Raw genomic sequence first — 17988 nt, forward strand, 5'->3', positions numbered from 1 at the left:
GTAATGTTTGGAAGATTAACTCTTGATTCAGTTCCATTCCACGAACCTATTATCGTCATCACCCTAGCGGTTGTGGCGCTGGTTGGTTTAGCCGTAGTTTACGCGGTGACCAAAGCCGGAAAGTGGCAATATTTGTGGAATGAATGGTTTACTTCAGTAGACCATAAAAAACTTGGCTTCATGTACATCGCAGTAGCGATGGTGATGCTTGTTCGTGGTTTTGCTGACGCAGTCATGATGCGTAGTCAGCAACTCCTTTCTTCTGCGGGTGAAGCAGGTTACTTGCCACCGCATCACTACGATCAAATTTTTACTGCCCACGGCGTGATCATGATCTTTTTTGTAGCGATGCCATTGGTCATTGGTTTGATGAACATCATCGTGCCATTGCAGATTGGTGCACGTGACGTGGCTTTCCCGTATCTGAATAACTTGAGCTTCTGGCTGTTTGTTGTTGGTGTCATCCTAACAAACATGTCTCTCGGCTTAGGTGAATTTGGTCGTACAGGTTGGCTAGCGTATCCGCCGCTTTCAGGTATTGAGGCAAGCCCAGGAGTCGGGGTCGACTATTGGATTTGGGCGCTGCAGATATCAGGTGTTGGTACGACGTTAACAGGCGTGAACTTCTTCGCGACCATTTTGCGTATGCGTACACCGTCTATGCCAATGATGAAGATGCCAGTTTTCACTTGGGCGTCTCTGTGTGCAAACATTTTGATCATCATTTCATTCCCAATCCTAACGGTGACTATCGCTCTGCTTACGCTGGATAGATACCTAGGCATGCACTTCTTTACCAATGATCTTGGCGGCAACGTAATGATGTACGTCAACCTGATTTGGGCTTGGGGTCACCCAGAAGTGTACATTTTGATCTTGCCAATTTTTGGTGTGTTCTCAGAAGTCACCGCAACCTTCTCACGTAAAAAGTTGTTCGGTTACACATCGCTAGTTTGGGCTACCGTAGTTATCACGATTCTTGCCTTTGTTGTTTGGCTACACCACTTCTTTACGATGGGGTCTGGCGCGAACGTAAATGCCTTCTTCGGTATTGCCACGATGATCATTTCTATCCCAACAGGGGTGAAGATCTTCAACTGGCTATTCACCATGTACAAAGGCCGCATCCGCTTTACGACGCCAATGATGTGGACGGTGGGTTTCCTGATCACCTTTACTGTTGGTGGTATGACGGGCGTACTAATGGCTGTTCCGGGTGCAGATTTCGTTCTGCATAACTCAGTATTCCTTATCGCTCACTTCCACAACGTTATCATCGGTGGTGTGGTGTTTGGATGTTTCGCTGCGATCACTTACTGGTTCCCGAAAGCGACCGGTTTCACCATGAATGAAACTTGGGGCAAACGTGCGTTCTATCTTTGGATTATTGGTTTCTTAATGGCGTTCCTACCGCTTTATGCGCTGGGCTTTATGGGGATGACTCGTCGTTTAAGCCAAGACATCAACCCAGAATACTTCCCACTGTTGTCGATTGCCGCAGCAGGTACGGTTGTGATTGCGCTGGGCGTATTGTCTCAGTTCATCCAAATTTACGTGAGTATCCGTGACCGCGAGCAAAATCGTGATTTAACTGGTGACCCGTGGGGTGGACGTACTCTTGAGTGGGCAACATCGTCTCCACCGCCGTTCTACAACTTTGCGCACCTACCAAAAGGTGATGTGCTGGATGCCTTCTGGTACCAGAAACAAAGTGGCGAGTTCGATCCAACTAAAGAAGTGGAATACGAACGTATTCATATGCCAAAAAACACGGCAACAGGCATCTACGTGTCGGCTTGGTCGCTCCTATTTGGCTTCGGCATGATTTGGTACATCTGGTGGCTAGCGGCGGCAAGTTTGGTCGGTATTATCGTGACGTGTATTCAGCATAGCTATAACGATGATGTGGATTACTACGTGGAAGTTGAAGAGATCAAAGCAATTGAGGCCGAACGTCGAGCTCAGCTTGAAGAAGCGAAGAAAAACTCAGTGAAAGACAGCGAAAGTAAAGATGATCTGGAGGTGACGTATGCAAACTAATATCGCAGCACATCACGACCATGATCACCACCATGACACGAATGGCAACAAGCTATTTGGCTTCTGGGTTTACCTGATGAGTGACTGTGTACTGTTTGCGACCTTGTTCGCGACATACGCTGTGCTGTCGAGCAATTCAATTGCGGGTCCAACAGGTAAAGACATTTTTGAACTCCCATTCGTGTTTGTCGAAACCATGCTGCTTCTGTTTAGCAGTATCACATTTGGTTTTGGCATTATCGCGATGAAGCGCAACAACGTTGCTGGTCTCAAACGTTGGATGTTAGTCACGTTCGCGCTTGGTCTTGGCTTTATCTGTATGGAGGTCTATGAGTTCCATCACCTGATTGAAGAAGGCTATGGGCCACAAACAAGTGCATTCCTATCGGCATTCTTTACGTTGGTTGGTACGCACGGCCTGCACGTAACCTTTGGTCTGATTTGGTTAGCGGTAGCGTATCATCAACTGTCGACGAAAGGTCTGAACGACAATATGGCAATGCGCTTTAACTGCTTAAGCCTATTCTGGCACTTTCTAGATATCGTTTGGATTTGTGTCTTTACCATCGTTTACTTACTGGGGGTAATGTAATGGATCAACATGTAGAAACCAGTTCGTCAGATTACGTGAAAGGCTTTATTGCCTCACTGATTCTGACGGTAATTCCGTTCTACTTTGTTTGGACGAAATCATTACCAGATACAACGACCTATGCGATTCTATTTGGATGTGCATTAGTGCAGATATTTGTTCACTTTAAATACTTCTTGCACATGGAAACAAAAACATCCGACGGACGTTGGAACCTTGTATCACTGATGTTTACCGCCATTGTTGTACTTATCCTTATCGCTGGCTCGGTATGGATCATCTACAACATGAACGTCAACATGAAGTTGTAGGTCAAGGTATGCTGAAAAGTTATTTGTCTATCACTAAACCGGGCATTATTTTCGGCAACCTGATTTCTGTTGCGGCGGGGTTCTTCCTCGCCGCAAAAACAGAACCAGCCAGTCTAATGCTGTTCGTTACGACGTTAGTTGGTGTTGGGTTAGTCATCGCTTCAGGTTGTGTGGTGAATAATATTTTCGATCGTGATATCGACCAAAAGATGGCACGTACACGAAATCGTGAAACAGTGAAAGGCAACATCAATATCGATATTGCGTTTGTTTATGCACTTGCTTTATTGCTGGTAGGAACCGCACTGTTATTTATCCGAGTGAACCCACTATCCGCTGTCGTCGTGTTGCTTGGCTACGTGTATTACGTGTTCTTTTACACGATGTGGTACAAACGTAACTCGGTGTATGGAACCTTAGTGGGAAGTATCTCAGGCGCAGTTCCGCCATTGGTGGGTTACTTAGCGGTAACAAACTTCATTAGCTTGGAAGCGATTTTACTCTTTACCATGTTCTGTCTCTGGCAAATGCCGCACTCGTATGCCATTGCCATGTTCCGCATGCAAGACTACCGAGAAGCCGGGATTCCCGTATTGCCAGTTAAAGAGGGCATTCATAAAGCTCATCGACACATGAAAGCGTATGTCGTGGCGTTTGGAGCAGCATCATTGGGGTTATTTTTACTAGGTGAAGCCGGGTATGAATACTTAGCGGTTGCAGCGGTTGTTTGCTTTATGTGGACGAAAGTGACCTTTCGCAGCATTGATGACAACAACTATATCGCTTGGTCAAAGTCGGTGTTTAAAGTCTCACTGCTAGTGGTGATGGGGATCAGTGGTGTGCTTGGTGTCGAGTTGATTCCTCTAGCTCTGTAACAACCAAACCTAAGCGTTTGCTAAGCGCCAATATCTTTTGCTGCTGAATGCATGAATGGCCTTACCTAGAAGTAAGGTCATTTAACTTTCTATTGTTCTTTATTTTCCCTGTTTTTCCTGCTCCTCCTCTAGCTTCACTATCACGTATTCATATCTAAAAGCAAAAACAACCAGTGTGTAAAACATAGTGAAGCACGTTTTCGCTGACGCGTAATAATGCCAAGAGATAGTGACTATTAAGCTAAAAAGTATAAACAGCGCAATAACTCTATTCGCCATATGAAAATTCAATATCGATAGTTTGTAATGTAAACATTTGGGGAGAGTGCTAGTTCCCATAGCAGCATACAAACTAACAATGTGAATGTTTGAGTTGAATCACCAGCTAGCGAAATACAAAAGTTTTACGACTGAAAGTGGGTAAGGAAGCACCTTAGCTCCAGTGAAATGAACACGATTAAGAATCATCCTTTTACATAATCTAAAAACTCACCAAACCTTAACCCAGATTAAAGTTTTGTCGTCTCCGAGGCATTAAGGTGCGCCTGTAGTTTGCAGGTCTCAAGGATTCAGAGAAGGAACAGCCATACATCGTGTATCGCTGTTCCTTTTTCGTTCTTGTTTACTTGCGAAAAGATAAAACATAAAGACAACTTTAAGAGGACTGGTTTTGAGCATTTTGTTTTCCGAAGCCCGAATTGGCAACATGACCCTAAAGAACCGTTTTGTGAGAAGCGCAACGTGGGAGAACATGGCGACCGAAGATGGTCACATGACGGTAAAGCTTTACGATATTTACGAAACGCTTGCGAAAGGGGAAGTTGGGCTTATTGTTACGGGTTATGCCAATATCGTTGAAGAAGAGAAACCCAACGCAGGTATGATGGGGATCTACAACGACTCTTTTATTGAAGAATACAAAAAGCTAACAGAGCTAGTACATCTACAAGATTCTAAAATCGTGATGCAAATTGCTTACGGTGGCACCAAAACCACCCATAACGTCGGTGAGCGTGTCATCTTCGCTCCGAGTGACGTGCCTGAGCGTGGTACAAATACGCAAGGCAAAGCGATGACAAAGGACGAAATAGACTACATCGTAAAGGCATTCGCATTGGCGAGTAAACGTGCTCAAGACGCTGGTTTTGACGGCGTAGAGATTCATGCGGCGCACACTTATTTAATTAACCAGTTTTTAAGCCCGTACTATAATCGTCGCGAAGACGAATATGGTGGTGACTTAGAAAATCGCATGCGCTTTCTTTTAGAAATTTATTCTGAAACCAGAAAGCTGGTTGGAAGCGAATTTCCCATCCTCGTTAAACTGACGGCAACAGAGTTCTTTGACGGCGGTTTAACGTTCAATGAAACTCGCGTCGTCTGCAAGAAACTTGAAGAAATAGGCGTTGATGCGATCATCGTATCTGGCAATGTTCACGGCAAAGCAAACGAACTTGTTGGTCAAACGTTCGATGGTTACACACTACAAGAAGAAGGTTACTTTCACGAATATGGTCACGTGATCAGTCAGGACGTTAGCATACCGGTGATTACTGTCGGCGGGCTGAGCGACATTGATGCGATTGAGAAAATTGCAGAAAACACAGGTATCCAATTTTTTGCTGTGTCACGCCCTTTATTGGCTGAGCCACAGTTGATCAAACGTTGGAAAGAAGGCAATCGCGCACCAGTAGATTGTGAACGTTGCTCAAAGTGTCGTACCAAGCGTGGTAACTTTTGCGTGGTGTATAAGAACCGAAATCGTCGCAAAAAATAGAACGAAGCGAATACACAAATACAAATTAGCCTCCACTCTGAATATGGAGGCTTTTAATTATCCGCATGTTAATCGAACCATTATTTATCTTCTTTTTGATAGTTTAAATAATGCACACAAAGATCGTGAAATGCTTTAGCTTGAGGCGAGATCGTGCGATCGGTTAACGTAAATATACCAATTTGCCTTTCAAGTGGTGGATCGATAAGCGGAATCCAAACCAAGCGTGTTTCATTGGTTGGGAAAGCAAGCTTCGGTAGGGTCGTGACACCAATCCCAAGTTCTAAGACAGAAAACAGTGAAGTAATATTTTCGACCGAATAGAGCGCTTGCTGACTCAGAGCTCTTGCTGGGGTTGGATCGAGAAGCGTACAAGTGCCGTTACGGATAAAGGGTTGTTCCAACAAAGTTTGCCACTCGATTCCTTCTGGATGACTTGCAATAGGGTTGTCCTTTAAACACACCACGCCTATTGGATCGGCTAACAGCGGCGTAAAGTCAATGCCGCCCTCATCGAGGTGAGAGGGGTTACCGAGCGCCAAGTCGACTTCACCGGAGAGTAAGCGAGCCTCGACGCCCGCCGCGTTATCATCGATCAAGCTTACTTCTACATTTGGATACTGCTCGCAAAAGGCACCCAACACGCTAGGGATGAGTTTCGCTGCAACAGAAGGAACGCTCGCAATTCGCACTCTCCCTTGCTGTCCGGCCGCGGCAGCTTTGAGATCGTTGTCCAGCGCACTGTAGATATTGAGAAACTGAACCACCTTGGGCAGACAAATTTCACCAAACGGGGTCAATTTGGTTTTGTTTCCGGGTTCAAACAGCGTTTGCCCTAGAATTTTTTCAAGCTCTTTTATCGATGTTGACAGTGCCGCCTGAGAACGATTTGCACGATGTGAAGCGGCTCGAAAGCCTCCTTCCTCGACTACCATCACAAAATGCATTAATTGTTGAAGCTTAATACTCATCCCTAATGCCTCTTAATCCCTTTATTTACGTTATTTTAAACAGAGTGATAAGTTTAATTTATCAAATGTCAAAAATTTACCGTTAGATTTATCGCCTGTCAATGTGCATTATTTAACCATATTGAAACAAAGCTGTTACAAAGGTTGAAAGGCACGTGAATACTCCTACTAAAAAACACCCAGTTAAAACCAGTCTATTTGCTTCTAAAGCGCCGCTTGAATGGGCGATAGTCAACAACGGAACCCTGTATACGGCTCAAATTCCTATTGATGACACAGGCGCGATTGTGGAAGGCGGTATCGAAGCACAAACACGTCAAACCTTTAACAATCTCATTCACACCCTGGAGTGTGCAGGGGAGTCTTTGGACTCGGTGTTGCAGGTCCTGATTTATGTGACTGACAGAGAATACTTAAAGACCGTTAACCAAGTGTACGCGGAATATTTTGAAGCGCCGTACCCAAATCGCGCCGCCATGGTGGTTGCAGGGTTAGCGCGAGAAGAGATGTTGGTGGAGTTTGTTGTCTACGCGTCGGCAAGCCAACCAGAATAAATCCAACGAGAATAATTAGAGATCAGTGAGTGAGTGGCTTGCCATCACAAATCGGAAGAACAAGGAAAGAACCATGACTTTTATTAACAATGTTCAAGCAGAAAAATCCCTCTATATAGCAGGTGAATGGCAATCGGGCATGGACACCATCGCCAATATTAACCCTTCTGATATCAGCGAAAACATTGGCGATTTCGCACAAGCGAGTGTGTCGCAAGTAGAGCAAGCGATTCAAGCGGCTAAATCAGCGCAGCCAGAGTGGGAAAAAACACCAATCGAGCGCAAGCAAGCAGTGCTACAAGCGATTGGTGATGAGCTCATTGCACGATGTGACGAATTGGGCACCTTGCTTTCGCGTGAAGAAGGTAAGCCATTTGCTGAAGGTCGAGGTGAGATTTACCGTGCTGGCCAATTCTTCCAATACTTTGCTGCTGAGGTTCTGCGTCAAATTGGCGATAGCGCTGCTTCCGTCCGTCCAGGTGTCTCCGTTGAAGTTACTCGCGAAGCCGTCGGCGTTATCGCCATTATCTCTCCTTGGAACTTCCCAACAGCAACAGCGGCTTGGAAAATCGCGCCAGCACTTGCGTTTGGCAACAGCGTCGTCTGGAAGCCTGCCAACCTAACCCCAGCAAGTGCCGTTGCGCTGACAGAGATTATCCATCGCCAAGGTTTACCTGCTGGCACGTTTAACCTCGTTTTGGGCAGCGGTTCGCAAGTCGGTAATACCCTTATCAATTCGAAGGACGTGAACGGCGTTAGCTTCACTGGTTCTGTGGACACTGGCCGTAAAGTTGCAGCGGCAACGGCACCAAATTTTGTGCGTTGTCAGCTAGAGATGGGTAGCAAAAATGCGCTCGTAGTGGCAGATGATGCAGACATTCAGATTGCTGTCGAAGCGACAATCGCAGGCTCATTCTCGGGTGCAGGTCAAAAGTGCACCGCGTCTTCTCGTCTTGTGGTTATGGACGGAATTCACGACGCGTATGTTGAAGCGCTAATCAAACGCATGAGTGAACTTAAAGTGGGTCACGCACTGGAAGAGGGCGTGTTCATGGGCCCAGTGGTTGATGGTAACCAACTGAATGCGAACTTTGAGTGGATCGAAAACGCACGCCAAGCAGGCGCGGAGCTGGCTTTCGGTGGTGAGCGTCTGAGCCTAGAGCATGACGGTTACTACATGTCACCAACTCTGTTTTTAAATACACAGAATGGCTGGGAAGTGAACCAAGAAGAAGTCTTTGCGCCAATGGCGAGCGTGATTCGCGTTTCTGATCTGGATGAGGCAATTGCAGTCGCGAACGATACGCGCTTTGGCCTGACAGGCGGCATTATCACGCAAAGCTTGCGTAATAGCGCGATCTTCAAACAGCAAGTCCAAACGGGCTGCGTCATGGTTAACTTGCCAACTGCGGGTACAGATTATCACGTTCCATTTGGTGGCCGTAAAGAGTCTAGCTTTGGTCCTCGTGAGCAAGGTCAGTACGCCAAAGAGTTCTACACCGTAGTGAAAACCGCTTATCAGCGTCCTTACTAAGATCGGCAGGGTAACTGATGGTGTCAATTGCCCGCACGAAAAGGCTAAGAAATTGTTTAAGGAGTGGTTATGTACCAACAACGGATTGTGATTGACGGATTGCAGTACTGCAATTGGGATCGAGAGTATTTCCAAACGCTTAAGGCGAGTGGCATTACCGCCGTTCATGCCACCATCGTCTACCACGAAACTGCGCGCGAAACCTTAACGCGTTTTGCTGAGTGGAACTTGCGCTTCGAGCAAAATGCGGACCTCATCATGCCTATTTATTCAATGGCAGATGTAGAAAAAGCCAAAGCAGAAGGCAAAGTCGGCATCTTCTTCGGCGCGCAAAATTGCTCACCTATCGATGATGAAATTGGTCTGATTGAAGTGATGCGCCGCCAAGGCCTGCTGATCATGCAACTGACCTACAACAACCAAAGCTTACTGGCGACAGGTTGTTACGAAAAAAACGATTCCGGCGTAACTCGCTTTGGTAAGCAAGCGATTGAAGAGATGAACCGAGTCGGAATGATCATTGATATGTCCCACAGTGCAGAGCGTTCGACGTTGGAAGCCATCGATCTTTCTTCGCGTCCAATTTGTATCAGCCATGCTAACCCGACGTTTGCGCATGACGCACTGCGCAACAAGTCTAATACCGTGATCAAAGCACTGACGGAGCGCGGTGGTTTGATTGGATTCAGTTTATATCCGTTCCATTTGCCAAATGGCAGCCAGTGCACGTTGGATGATTTCTGCCAGATGGTTGCGAAAACCGCAGACATGTTTGGCGTTGACCATTTAGGTATCGGTAGCGATTTGTGCCTAAATCAGCCGCAACAAGTGTTGGAATGGATGCGCAACGGGCGTTGGTCAAAAGCGATGGATTACGGCGAAGGTTCAGCAAGTAACTCGGGATGGCCAGATGCGCTGCCATGGTTCTGCGGCAGCGCAGGGATGGAGAACATCTACAACGGATTAATGGATCACGGATTCAGTGAATCTGAGGCTGGAAAAATATTGGGTGAAAACTGGTTCAACTTCCTTAAAGAAGGATTAGAGCCTATTTCATAGCATTCCCCAAAGTAGGAACCGCCTGCCCACATAATAACAATACGGCAGGCGTAAAACTCACATTTGTAGCCAGTCTTTGGCTGCTGCAAAGAACCTCTGGAGCCAGAGTATGTCTGATTTAACCAATAGCATGAAAGCTTCCACGATGAGCGTGTCATCGGGTAAGTCAAAAGTAAAACACAACACATCAACAACAGAAAACACGATGGACAAATTAGGACTGAATAACCCGGCCTTTTGGTATAGCGGTGGTTTCATCGCGTTGTTCGTTGCTATTGCACTTTATGACGGCGAGCTGTTATCTACGATCGTTAACGCCGGTTTTAGCTGGGCAGTTCAGGTGTTTGGTCCATACTGGCAGTTACTGCTGCTTCTCACTTTTCTTATTGGTCTTGGCTTGGCTGCAGGGCGAACAGGCAAGGTGATGTTGGGCGGGATTGCAAAACCAGAAATGGACTCTTTCCGCTGGATGGCGATTATTTTCTGTACCTTATTGGCTGGTGGTGGTGTTTTCTGGGCCGCGGCTGAGCCTATCGCACACTATGTTAGCCCACCCCCTTTGTACGGCGCGCAAGATAACCCGCAGCAAGGTGCGGTGAATGCGTTGTCACAATCCTTTATGCACTGGGGCTTTCTAGCTTGGGCGATTGTAGGTAGCTTAACTTCCATCGTGGTGATGCACCTACATTACGACAAAGGTTTACCACTAAAACCCCGTATTTTGCTTTACCCAGTCTTGGGCGAACGAGCACTTAAAGGCCAACTCGGTGCATTGATTGACGCGTGCTGCATTATCGCGGTAGCCGCGGGCACCATCGGGCCCATTGGGTTTCTAGGCTTGCAGGTTAGCTACGCGTTAAATGCGCTGTTTGATATTCCTGATGGCTTTACCACTCAGCTTATCATCATCTTGTTTGCGATTGCTCTTTACACCTTGTCAGCACTCAGTGGATTAAGCCGAGGTATGCAACTGCTTAGTCGTTACAACGTGATTCTGGCAATGGCATTGATGGTTTACATCCTGTTTTTTGGCCCTACGAATTTTATCTTTAACGGATACATTCAAGGTGTAGGGAGCATGCTGGATAACTTTATCCCAATGGCGACCTACCGTGGTGATGAAGGTTGGCTAAGCTGGTGGACAGTATTTTTCTGGGGCTGGTTCCTTGGTTATGGTCCGATGATGGCAATTTTTATTGCGCGTATTTCCCGTGGTCGAACTATCCGACAAGTCATTTCCACCATCAGTATTGTGGCTCCGTTAACCACCTGTTTTTGGTTCACGATTGTGGGCGGCTCAGGTCTTGCGTTTGAAATTGCTGAACCGGGTAGCGTGAGTGCGGCGTTCGAAGGCTTTAACCTGCCAGGTGCTTTGCTTGCGGTGACTCAGCAACTACCAATGCCAATGCTGACTTCAATTCTATTTCTGATTTTAACCACGATCTTCATCGTCACGACGGGCGACTCAATGACCTACACAATCAGTGTCGTGATCAGTGGTGAAACGGAGCCGAATGCGATCATCCGTACCTTTTGGGGCGTAATGATGGGTGTGACGGCACTAATCCTGATTTCTCTTGGCTCTGGTGGCATCTCTGCACTGCAATCTTTCATTGTGATTACCGCGGTTCCGGTTTCGTTGATTCTGTTACCGTCACTTTGGAATGCGCCGCAAATCGCAATCAAAATGGCGAAAGAGCAAGGGCTATAACAATTATCTAATTCAAACAACGTGGAGCTTGTGCGGGTGTTTTCCTCCTGCATCCGCACAAACCCTAGTATTCTTACAATAACAAATAGGTGGTGAGCAAAATGGATGCACATCGTTCTACTTATACGGAAGCAACTATGCGCGATGCAGCGATTGTCATGGCAGCCGAAAGGCTTGGCGCAATGCACCAAAACCGAATCAGCTTTGTACGCAGTCTGATTCGTAATATGGCAAGCCAAAACTGGCAAGTAACCAAGCATGAGTGGCAGCTTTGTCCTCGTGGTTATGGTCATGTGATTTACAAATTGACCACGCCAGAGCACGTTTATCATTTGGTGGTATTCTGTGATGAAATTGCCGACGACGAGCGTAATGATCGCGTAATTGCTGAAAAGTGGGACGTCACATTTGCACTGGTTCAAGGCGATGTTGATGTTACTTTGTTGGAAAGATTGCGAGAAAATGTACCGCTGCAAGAAGCGGGACGTAATCCAAACAACGTACTTGTTCTTGCTCGCGCAAATAAAAGTGTGCGCGTGTTTGAGCACATTGTTAGCGCACTTTCTCAAGGCGAGCAGCCTGAGCCGAAAGAGTTAGCGGAAGTGGGTTATATCCTGCGTACCACAGCAGTTTATGGTAACGGAAAGTTTGGTATCGCCGATTTCAAACTGTTAGAGAACAACTCAGATTTCAGCCAGTATTTTAGTGCGCAAATGTGTGCCGTATATATGTTGCGTGAATTCAGCCTAGATTGGGTGCACTATCTGGCACTTCAACAAGGTGGCGACAACGCGGTGGCTTTGCATCGTGGCTTGCAGCGCTACCTTGGTGTCGGCAATGCGACTGGCTTAGGCATGGCTCCATACTTGATTAATCACCCGTGCATCGTTGACCAATGGATGACCTCTCGCGAACGTGCGGTAGCGCGAGTCTTTGCGATGCCATGTGAAGCTTCATTCCATGCTCCTTTGCAAGGATTACTACAAAAAGCACAGCGTCATTTAGAGCAAGTCATCACCATCAATGAACATCAAGATAGGCTCAATCACCAAGCGATAGCAGACATCAAACAACTGCTATCAGAGCTAACAACGTTAATGGCATCACATCCGAACTGGGCGAGTTTGGTCGAGCAAAAGAAAACAATGAGTGTGGAAGCCCAAGAAATCCTCACCTCTTGCTTGATCGAACTCTACCCATCTTTAGTGGATGAATTTGCTAGCCAAATGAATACGGATGAAACGTTATCGATTCCGGGCGGGAAAAAGATCCAAGATTTACTGGAAGTGTTGCAAAGCAAGTACCGCTGGGCGATTGATGCGGATTACTCACTAGCCGAGAACAACTACTGGTTCTGGTATCGCTCACAAGATAAAGAAGAGCCAAGGCTTGGTGTTCGCGGGGAAGAGGCTGGAGAAGAAAAAGAACTGCCGCTTGATATCGGCAGACAAGTGAATCGCTTGTACCAGGCCTTGCTTGACTGTGATGTAGAAATGTCCGTAGCAGAGTTTCTATTGCAAAAACCGGCTTATCGTTCGATCACACGTCGCGTATGGACGCTAGGCAACCGTGCGATGGGGGATATTCAAATGAATGTGCTGCGTAAAGATGCGTTACCAATGCACTTACTGCGCTGTAAATTGGCGATCTTTGGCGCGACTAAGTTTGATCCGCGCTCGGATCGTTGGGTTCGAGTAACTTTCTTCCAAGGTGCGCCGTTGTTAGATGAAATTCACGACCCTAAACTGGCAGACACATGGATTTTCCCTAGCATGCCGCCGCGTGACGAAATTGCGCAAAGTGATAATCAAAAAATCAGTGGAGGATTTGAATTATGATCGTCTCTCACAACGAATTGGTGGCCGCCGTTAGTAAGGCATTTCTTGGCATGCGCCGTCACTGTGGTGAGGCGGATGTCATTGCGAACATGGTGGCGGACTTGCAAATGGTTGGCTTACATGGAGTTCGCCATTTTAATAACGCGAGTCTGTTTCTTGGGTTAGATTCAGACTGCGCCGTATCGGTGACCAACAGCACGCCGTCAAGCATAGAGGTAGAACTGCACAACGGGAGTGTAGCGTGTCATTTACCCGCGGTGTTGGATTTCGCGCTCGAGAAAATGATCAACCGTAAGTCGATTACCATTACGTTGAAACAGTGTCATAACCGTTGGTTGGGTTTCAGTGAGTTGTTGAAGCTCTCTGCGAAAGGCATCGCGTGTCGAGCACAGTGGGTCAATGGCTCTAGTCCCAAGCGAACGCTTTATGTGTTAAACCGCGGACGAATCGCACCAGAAGTCTTTTTCTCGGATCAGTTTGATGGGCATGATACGGATTTGCATAGTATGGTTATCGAGCTCTCCGTGAACGATTTCGATATCGAGAAAAGTGCACAAGGATATACCACCCACATTGAAGGCGATGAGTTAAGCCGTACGCAACAAGCTTCTTGGCAAAATGGTATCTTTGTCGAAGACCAAGAATGGGAAACACTGAAACAAACGGCAACCGCGTTGCTGGTGGAGAACAGTGAGCGTTCTATGCTCGGTGCTGGTGGTGTGGTTTAAGCTATGAAAGGCGATGATTCCAAGTAGAAGTGATGAAGGCTGCTGTTTAGCGGCCTTTTTTTGTGCGCGATGTTCAGTCACTTCTGAAGTTCAAAGACTATGATTACCGTTATCCGCAAGATGGAGCAACACAGGTAAGAAAAATGGATCTGCAAGAGAATAAAAGAAATGCCATTGCGTTTTACGAAACCGCCTATAGAGGTAACCCAAGAAAGGCAGTTGAAGACTACGTAGGTGATGAGTACATCCAGCACAATCCATTAGTTGGAAATGGCCCCGAGGCTTTTATCGAGTATTTTGAGCGGATGCAAAATGAGTATCCCGATAAAGATATTACGTTTGTGCGAGCCATTGCTGAAGGGAACTTGGTGGCACTACACACTCACCAAACATGGCCTAATGATATTGAATACGTGACGATGGATTTCTTTCGTTTTGATCATAATGGGAAGATTGTTGAACATTGGGACGCTCTGCAAGAGATACCCAAAGAAACATTGAATGGTCACACCATGTATTAACGAGTCGTTGACGAGTCTCCCATGCCGTTTATTCAAACGGTATGGGAGGTTAAATGATTTGTGGCACTTTAAGTATTAATCATCAAAGCGCTTTTTCGATTCTCGCCGCGACGTCTTCAGATACCCAGCCTTTCCACAAGTCAGGGTAGGTATTAAAGAAGTAAAACATCGCTTCTTCACCGTCCGCGTAGTTATCTTCCATCCATGCGAGCATTTCACTCATTTGCTCGTTGGTAAATCCGCGTTTCTGCAAGTACGCGAATGCTTGGGGTTCTTTGCTCGCAAACGCCTCAGTTGTTACTGTGCGAACTGGAGAAGGTGGGTACATTGTTACTTTTGGTGAAGCGCAATCAGGCTGAGTGGTACAGTTGCGATACTCTTCTAAATCTGTTCCGCTACCAAAATCCACTTTGACCATATCATACTTGCCCAATACGGGGGTCGGTGACCAGTAGTAACCAAACCAAGGCATTTTGCGATCATAGGCTTTGGCGATGGTGCTAGCTAATGCTGCGCCAGATCCTGGGTCAACCATCTCAAAGCCGTGCTCACTTAACCCTAATGCATTAAACAAGTGACCGGAGGTGATTTGGCATGTCCAACCAGCAGGGCAGCTATAAAACGCGAACTTGTCATCATCCTCTGGGTGTTCAAATAGTTTGGCGTGCTTGATGACGCCTTCTATCGTCGCGAGTTCTGGATACTGTTTTACCAGATAGGCGGGAACCCAAAAACCTTCTTCACCACCATTGACAAGCGATTCACTAGCGATGCGCAAGCGTTTATCCGCAATCCCTTTATCAAGTGCTTCTTTAATGCCGTTTGTCCATAACTCTGGCGCAACGTCAGGTTGCCCCTTTTCAATCATAGAGGTGCCTGTAGGAACGCTATCACCAGGGATCAATTCCGCATCGCACTGGTAGCCTTCATTTAAGACAAATTGGTCGATGTGCGCCATTAAGCTGGCCGAATTCCAATTCATGTCTGCGATGGTTATTTTTCCGCATTCGTCTGCATTTGCATGAGTAGATAATGCTGATAGCAGCAGAACAGAGAGCATTGAAGGTGTCGTCTTCATGTGACTGAATTTCCTTGTCGTTGTCATTTACTTCAGTATATACATCGGTTTATAAAGATTCAGTGAACAAGTTTTTTTCAGTGACGTTAAGCATAAAAACGGTGATTTATGAAGCGTTTGGTGAGGCGTGTTGAAAGGGAGTTAATACAGCAAGAACACTCCTTCGTAGCCGCCAATCTCAATATGAGAAACATAGTCGCCGATGTTACCGTCTTGATCTACAGGTCGCATAGGCTCTGGAAGTGCGATAGTTATCTTCGGTGAGGAGAAATAATCGATATTCTTACCAAAGAAATCAGTTCGATACAGAACTCGGCCTTTGGTGAACTCGCGGGCTAACACCATCTCTGTAGGGCCATGCATCACTACCGTATCGTCTGAGTGATACGCAAAGTACGTATGGGTTGGTAACAAATCGATAGCGCCATTAGGCAAGTCAGGATGAGCCACTTTGCTCATAGAAGCATCTCCAATCACCGTGTAATCGGCAGGATAGGGCGTGCTGGTGGACATCATTAGCGGAGTCGCCTGATACCCCTCTGGTATTTGATTGGCAGGCTCTCCCAAATCAACGGCAAGCAAGGCGCTAGGTTGATAAGCAATATTCTTTGGTACGCCTGCCTTCCAGAAGTTGTCACTTGTTGCGTTATTACTTCCATATAAGTAGCCATTGTTCCACTGATTAAAGTAAATGCGCTCAGGGTGATAGTTTAAGTAGAACACCGCTAGTGCAGAGTATTGGTCCTGTTTCCAATTGTTTTCTGTGTTACCAAAGTATTGAACGCGACCATAACGCGTGGTCGCTTGATAAATCACTTTCTGGCCAGCTTTGGCGAGTGCAGAGTTATCCCAAAATTTAGTCAAGCCAGCATAGCCACTAAAGCCGGTAGCAGGGAAAAGGTAGTGCTCGCGCAAGTACAAGGAGCCAGCGTTAACCAAGTGGTTTTGCCCATTACGACCGAATAAGTTTGCCGTACCTATGTTGAGGCCAATTAACGCATCTTCATCCAGCGTTGCCAGTTTATTCAAGAACGCCGAGAATTGCGCTTTGTAAGCATCGTCAGCAGCTTGGCTACCCGCCACCAAACCAAGTTCATCCACTGTGCCTCCGGAATATATGTAGAACTGATTTGCACCGAGTAACTTATTCGTATCGTCGTTGTACGCACCATTTAAACCTTGTTTCGCCCATTCAGCTTGGTAAGAGTGGCGCATTGTATTGGCAAAAAAGGGATTGCCGAGATTGGTCAATGCCCAAGAAGAGGTTTGATTCCACATACGACCAAATGGAATAACGCGTGACTCCCAACGAAATCGTGCGGTTGCATTCTTATTTGAACGGTTTTTGTATTCATTCCAAGAAAGATAATTGTCTTGGTTTCGATCTGCAGATTTGTCGAAGCCACGAATTTTACGCCAGCGTTGAATGGTTTGACCTTCAGGTGTCTCCGTTGGTGCTCCTGAGATATTGACGGCAGGGAAGCTATCTTTGAGTTGAATGTTTTCGAGACGTGGGCGGTTTTCTATGTTGTCGTCATGCCAAGTAATTTTCGCAACGTAAAGGCGGCCGCCGTCGCGTAAAAAGGTGGAGCCAAAGTACTGACCGCCACCATAAGTTTTTCCGCTACCATCATGCGTTGTAGCGCGAACCCAATCCAAAGGAACAGACCAGCTTACTGTTTGGTTTTTAGTCATGTTCTCAGTTTTGTCTTTTTTAATCGCGAAGCTTTTCCATTCAGTTACCTGACCAAACGAGTCGATAGCAGGAGGGTATTCAATCGTAAAGCTGCCACCCTGAGCAAACTGAGAAAACGTAAAGGTTAAGCGGTCGAACTTCTCTGAGTGATAAACATAGAGGGCACCACCATTATTCGCCTGACCGAATACATCAGCATCCCATGGCGGTGGTTGATATAGCCAAAAACCGGCGTGGTCAGCGCTGGCGGTATAGCCAACGATCATCGGTTTTCGATTGAGTAGAGTATTCTCGCCATGGCTTGAGTCGACTTCAGCTAGGATAGTGTCTTCAGAAAAGTGGAGAAAGAAATCTTCGTAGTCAACTCCATTCAGTTCTGCTTGGTTACGTATATCGTTTTCCAGCCAACCTGAGTTAAGTTCCAGCTTTTGGTTGTACATGTAACCAAGCGCTTTTACACGCTCGTTATCACTCTTATTTTCGTAAGCTCCAAACACGATATCGGCATTATCCAACTCCCATTCAAGTGCAGCGGCAGCAGAGATAGGCTTATCTTGAAGATCAATACCCTGTTCATGCAACCCAGGTAATACGATTGCTGTTCTACTCCAAACGTTGGGTACAGAAAGCAAGCTCAAAGAAATGAGTGTAACGAGAGAAAAACAATGCGACTTCAACATGGAGTTATCCCATTAATACTTAG

15 protein-coding genes are annotated in these 17988 nt (G+C 46.4%); 12 read left to right on the forward strand and 3 right to left on the reverse strand.

Translation table 11 applies throughout. The features are described from left to right. Positions 1–3 precede the first annotated feature (3 nt). The 5 genes from cyoB to R8N49_RS01460 all read left to right on the forward strand — a co-directional run bounded on the left by cyoB (position 4) and on the right by R8N49_RS01460 (position 5595). Positions 4–2040 carry a cytochrome o ubiquinol oxidase subunit I gene (gene cyoB / locus R8N49_RS01440; protein WP_005375781.1) on the forward strand — a complete coding sequence of 679 codons (2037 nt, stop codon included), beginning with the start codon at positions 4–6 and terminating at the stop codon, positions 2038–2040. After that, the gene (gene cyoC / locus R8N49_RS01445) at positions 2030–2632 is read left to right on the forward strand and encodes a cytochrome o ubiquinol oxidase subunit III (protein WP_005375782.1); all 603 of its coding nucleotides are present in this window, start codon (positions 2030–2032) and stop codon (positions 2630–2632) included. Before cyoB ends, cyoC begins: the two co-directional genes overlap by 11 nt. Then, the gene (cyoD, locus tag R8N49_RS01450) at positions 2632–2943 is read left to right on the forward strand and encodes a cytochrome o ubiquinol oxidase subunit IV (RefSeq protein WP_005375783.1); all 312 of its coding nucleotides are present in this window, start codon (positions 2632–2634) and stop codon (positions 2941–2943) included. Before cyoC ends, cyoD begins: the two co-directional genes overlap by 1 nt. Further along, complete coding sequence (gene cyoE, locus R8N49_RS01455; protein ID WP_033906955.1) at positions 2904–3818, forward strand: heme o synthase; 915 nt, start codon at positions 2904–2906, stop codon at positions 3816–3818. The genes cyoD and cyoE overlap by 40 nt, the downstream gene beginning before the upstream one ends. Positions 3819–4488: 670 nt before the next feature. Further along, the gene (locus R8N49_RS01460; RefSeq protein WP_025767668.1) at positions 4489–5595 is read left to right on the forward strand and encodes an NADH:flavin oxidoreductase; all 1107 of its coding nucleotides are present in this window, start codon (positions 4489–4491) and stop codon (positions 5593–5595) included. Positions 5596–5675: 80 nt separating this feature from the next. Here R8N49_RS01460 and R8N49_RS01465 read toward each other — a convergent pair whose 3' ends face one another. Next, positions 5676–6566, reverse strand: coding sequence for a LysR family transcriptional regulator (locus tag R8N49_RS01465; RefSeq protein WP_005375788.1), 891 nt, complete (start codon positions 6564–6566; stop codon positions 5676–5678). A 155-nt stretch (positions 6567–6721) separates the two neighbouring features. Between R8N49_RS01465 and R8N49_RS01470 the strand changes: the two genes are divergently transcribed. The 7 genes from R8N49_RS01470 to R8N49_RS01500 all read left to right on the forward strand — a co-directional run bounded on the left by R8N49_RS01470 (position 6722) and on the right by R8N49_RS01500 (position 14511). Further along, positions 6722–7120, forward strand: coding sequence for a RidA family protein (locus tag R8N49_RS01470; protein WP_025767669.1), 399 nt, complete (start codon positions 6722–6724; stop codon positions 7118–7120). A 73-nt stretch (positions 7121–7193) separates the two neighbouring features. Further along, on the forward strand, positions 7194–8654 hold the full coding sequence (locus R8N49_RS01475) for an aldehyde dehydrogenase family protein (protein ID WP_025767670.1): 1461 nt from the start codon (positions 7194–7196) through the stop codon (positions 8652–8654). Between the two features lie 69 nt (positions 8655–8723). Further along, positions 8724–9713 carry a dipeptidase gene (locus tag R8N49_RS01480; RefSeq protein ID WP_258490097.1) on the forward strand — a complete coding sequence of 330 codons (990 nt, stop codon included), beginning with the start codon at positions 8724–8726 and terminating at the stop codon, positions 9711–9713. Between the two features lie 109 nt (positions 9714–9822). After that, entirely contained in the window at positions 9823–11424 is a 1602-nt protein-coding gene (locus R8N49_RS01485; protein WP_005375792.1) for a BCCT family transporter, read from the forward strand. A gap of 101 nt (positions 11425–11525) precedes the next feature. Then, positions 11526–13262: a hypothetical protein gene (locus R8N49_RS01490; RefSeq protein WP_318189855.1), complete on the forward strand. Its 1737-nt coding sequence runs from the start codon at positions 11526–11528 to the stop codon at positions 13260–13262. After that, positions 13259–13990 carry a DUF3726 domain-containing protein gene (locus tag R8N49_RS01495; RefSeq protein ID WP_132936382.1) on the forward strand — a complete coding sequence of 244 codons (732 nt, stop codon included), beginning with the start codon at positions 13259–13261 and terminating at the stop codon, positions 13988–13990. Before R8N49_RS01490 ends, R8N49_RS01495 begins: the two co-directional genes overlap by 4 nt. Positions 13991–14133: 143 nt before the next feature. Then, on the forward strand, positions 14134–14511 hold the full coding sequence (locus tag R8N49_RS01500; RefSeq protein WP_031777276.1) for a nuclear transport factor 2 family protein: 378 nt from the start codon (positions 14134–14136) through the stop codon (positions 14509–14511). An 82-nt stretch (positions 14512–14593) separates the two neighbouring features. On the opposite strand, the gene R8N49_RS01505 is transcribed toward R8N49_RS01500, so the two are convergent. Then, positions 14594–15589, reverse strand: coding sequence for an ABC transporter substrate-binding protein (locus R8N49_RS01505; protein ID WP_132936383.1), 996 nt, complete (start codon positions 15587–15589; stop codon positions 14594–14596). Positions 15590–15730: 141 nt separating this feature from the next. Further along, positions 15731–17965, reverse strand: a complete 2235-nt coding sequence (locus R8N49_RS01510) for a hypothetical protein (protein ID WP_132936384.1) — start codon at positions 17963–17965, stop codon at positions 15731–15733. Positions 17966–17988 lie beyond the last annotated feature (23 nt).

This window comes from Vibrio sp. 1978, assembly GCF_033344345.1.

Bases quoted from the DNA above. Each gene is read 5' to 3' on its own strand.
- cyoB (WP_005375781.1), top strand. From the start codon at position 4: ATGTTTGGAAGATTAACTCTTGATTCAGTTCCATTCCACGAACCTATT.
- cyoC (WP_005375782.1), top strand. From the start codon at position 2,030: ATGCAAACTAATATCGCAGCACATCACGACCATGATCACCACCATGAC.
- cyoD (WP_005375783.1), top strand. From the start codon at position 2,632: ATGGATCAACATGTAGAAACCAGTTCGTCAGATTACGTGAAAGGCTTT.
- cyoE (WP_033906955.1), top strand. From the start codon at position 2,904: ATGGATCATCTACAACATGAACGTCAACATGAAGTTGTAGGTCAAGGT.
- R8N49_RS01465 (WP_005375788.1), bottom strand. From the start codon at position 6,566: ATGAGTATTAAGCTTCAACAATTAATGCATTTTGTGATGGTAGTCGAG.
- R8N49_RS01475 (WP_025767670.1), top strand. From the start codon at position 7,194: ATGACTTTTATTAACAATGTTCAAGCAGAAAAATCCCTCTATATAGCA.
- R8N49_RS01480 (WP_258490097.1), top strand. From the start codon at position 8,724: ATGTACCAACAACGGATTGTGATTGACGGATTGCAGTACTGCAATTGG.
- R8N49_RS01485 (WP_005375792.1), top strand. From the start codon at position 9,823: ATGTCTGATTTAACCAATAGCATGAAAGCTTCCACGATGAGCGTGTCA.
- R8N49_RS01490 (WP_318189855.1), top strand. From the start codon at position 11,526: ATGGATGCACATCGTTCTACTTATACGGAAGCAACTATGCGCGATGCA.
- R8N49_RS01495 (WP_132936382.1), top strand. From the start codon at position 13,259: ATGATCGTCTCTCACAACGAATTGGTGGCCGCCGTTAGTAAGGCATTT.
- R8N49_RS01500 (WP_031777276.1), top strand. From the start codon at position 14,134: ATGGATCTGCAAGAGAATAAAAGAAATGCCATTGCGTTTTACGAAACC.
- R8N49_RS01505 (WP_132936383.1), bottom strand. From the start codon at position 15,589: ATGAAGACGACACCTTCAATGCTCTCTGTTCTGCTGCTATCAGCATTA.
- R8N49_RS01510 (WP_132936384.1), bottom strand. From the start codon at position 17,965: ATGTTGAAGTCGCATTGTTTTTCTCTCGTTACACTCATTTCTTTGAGC.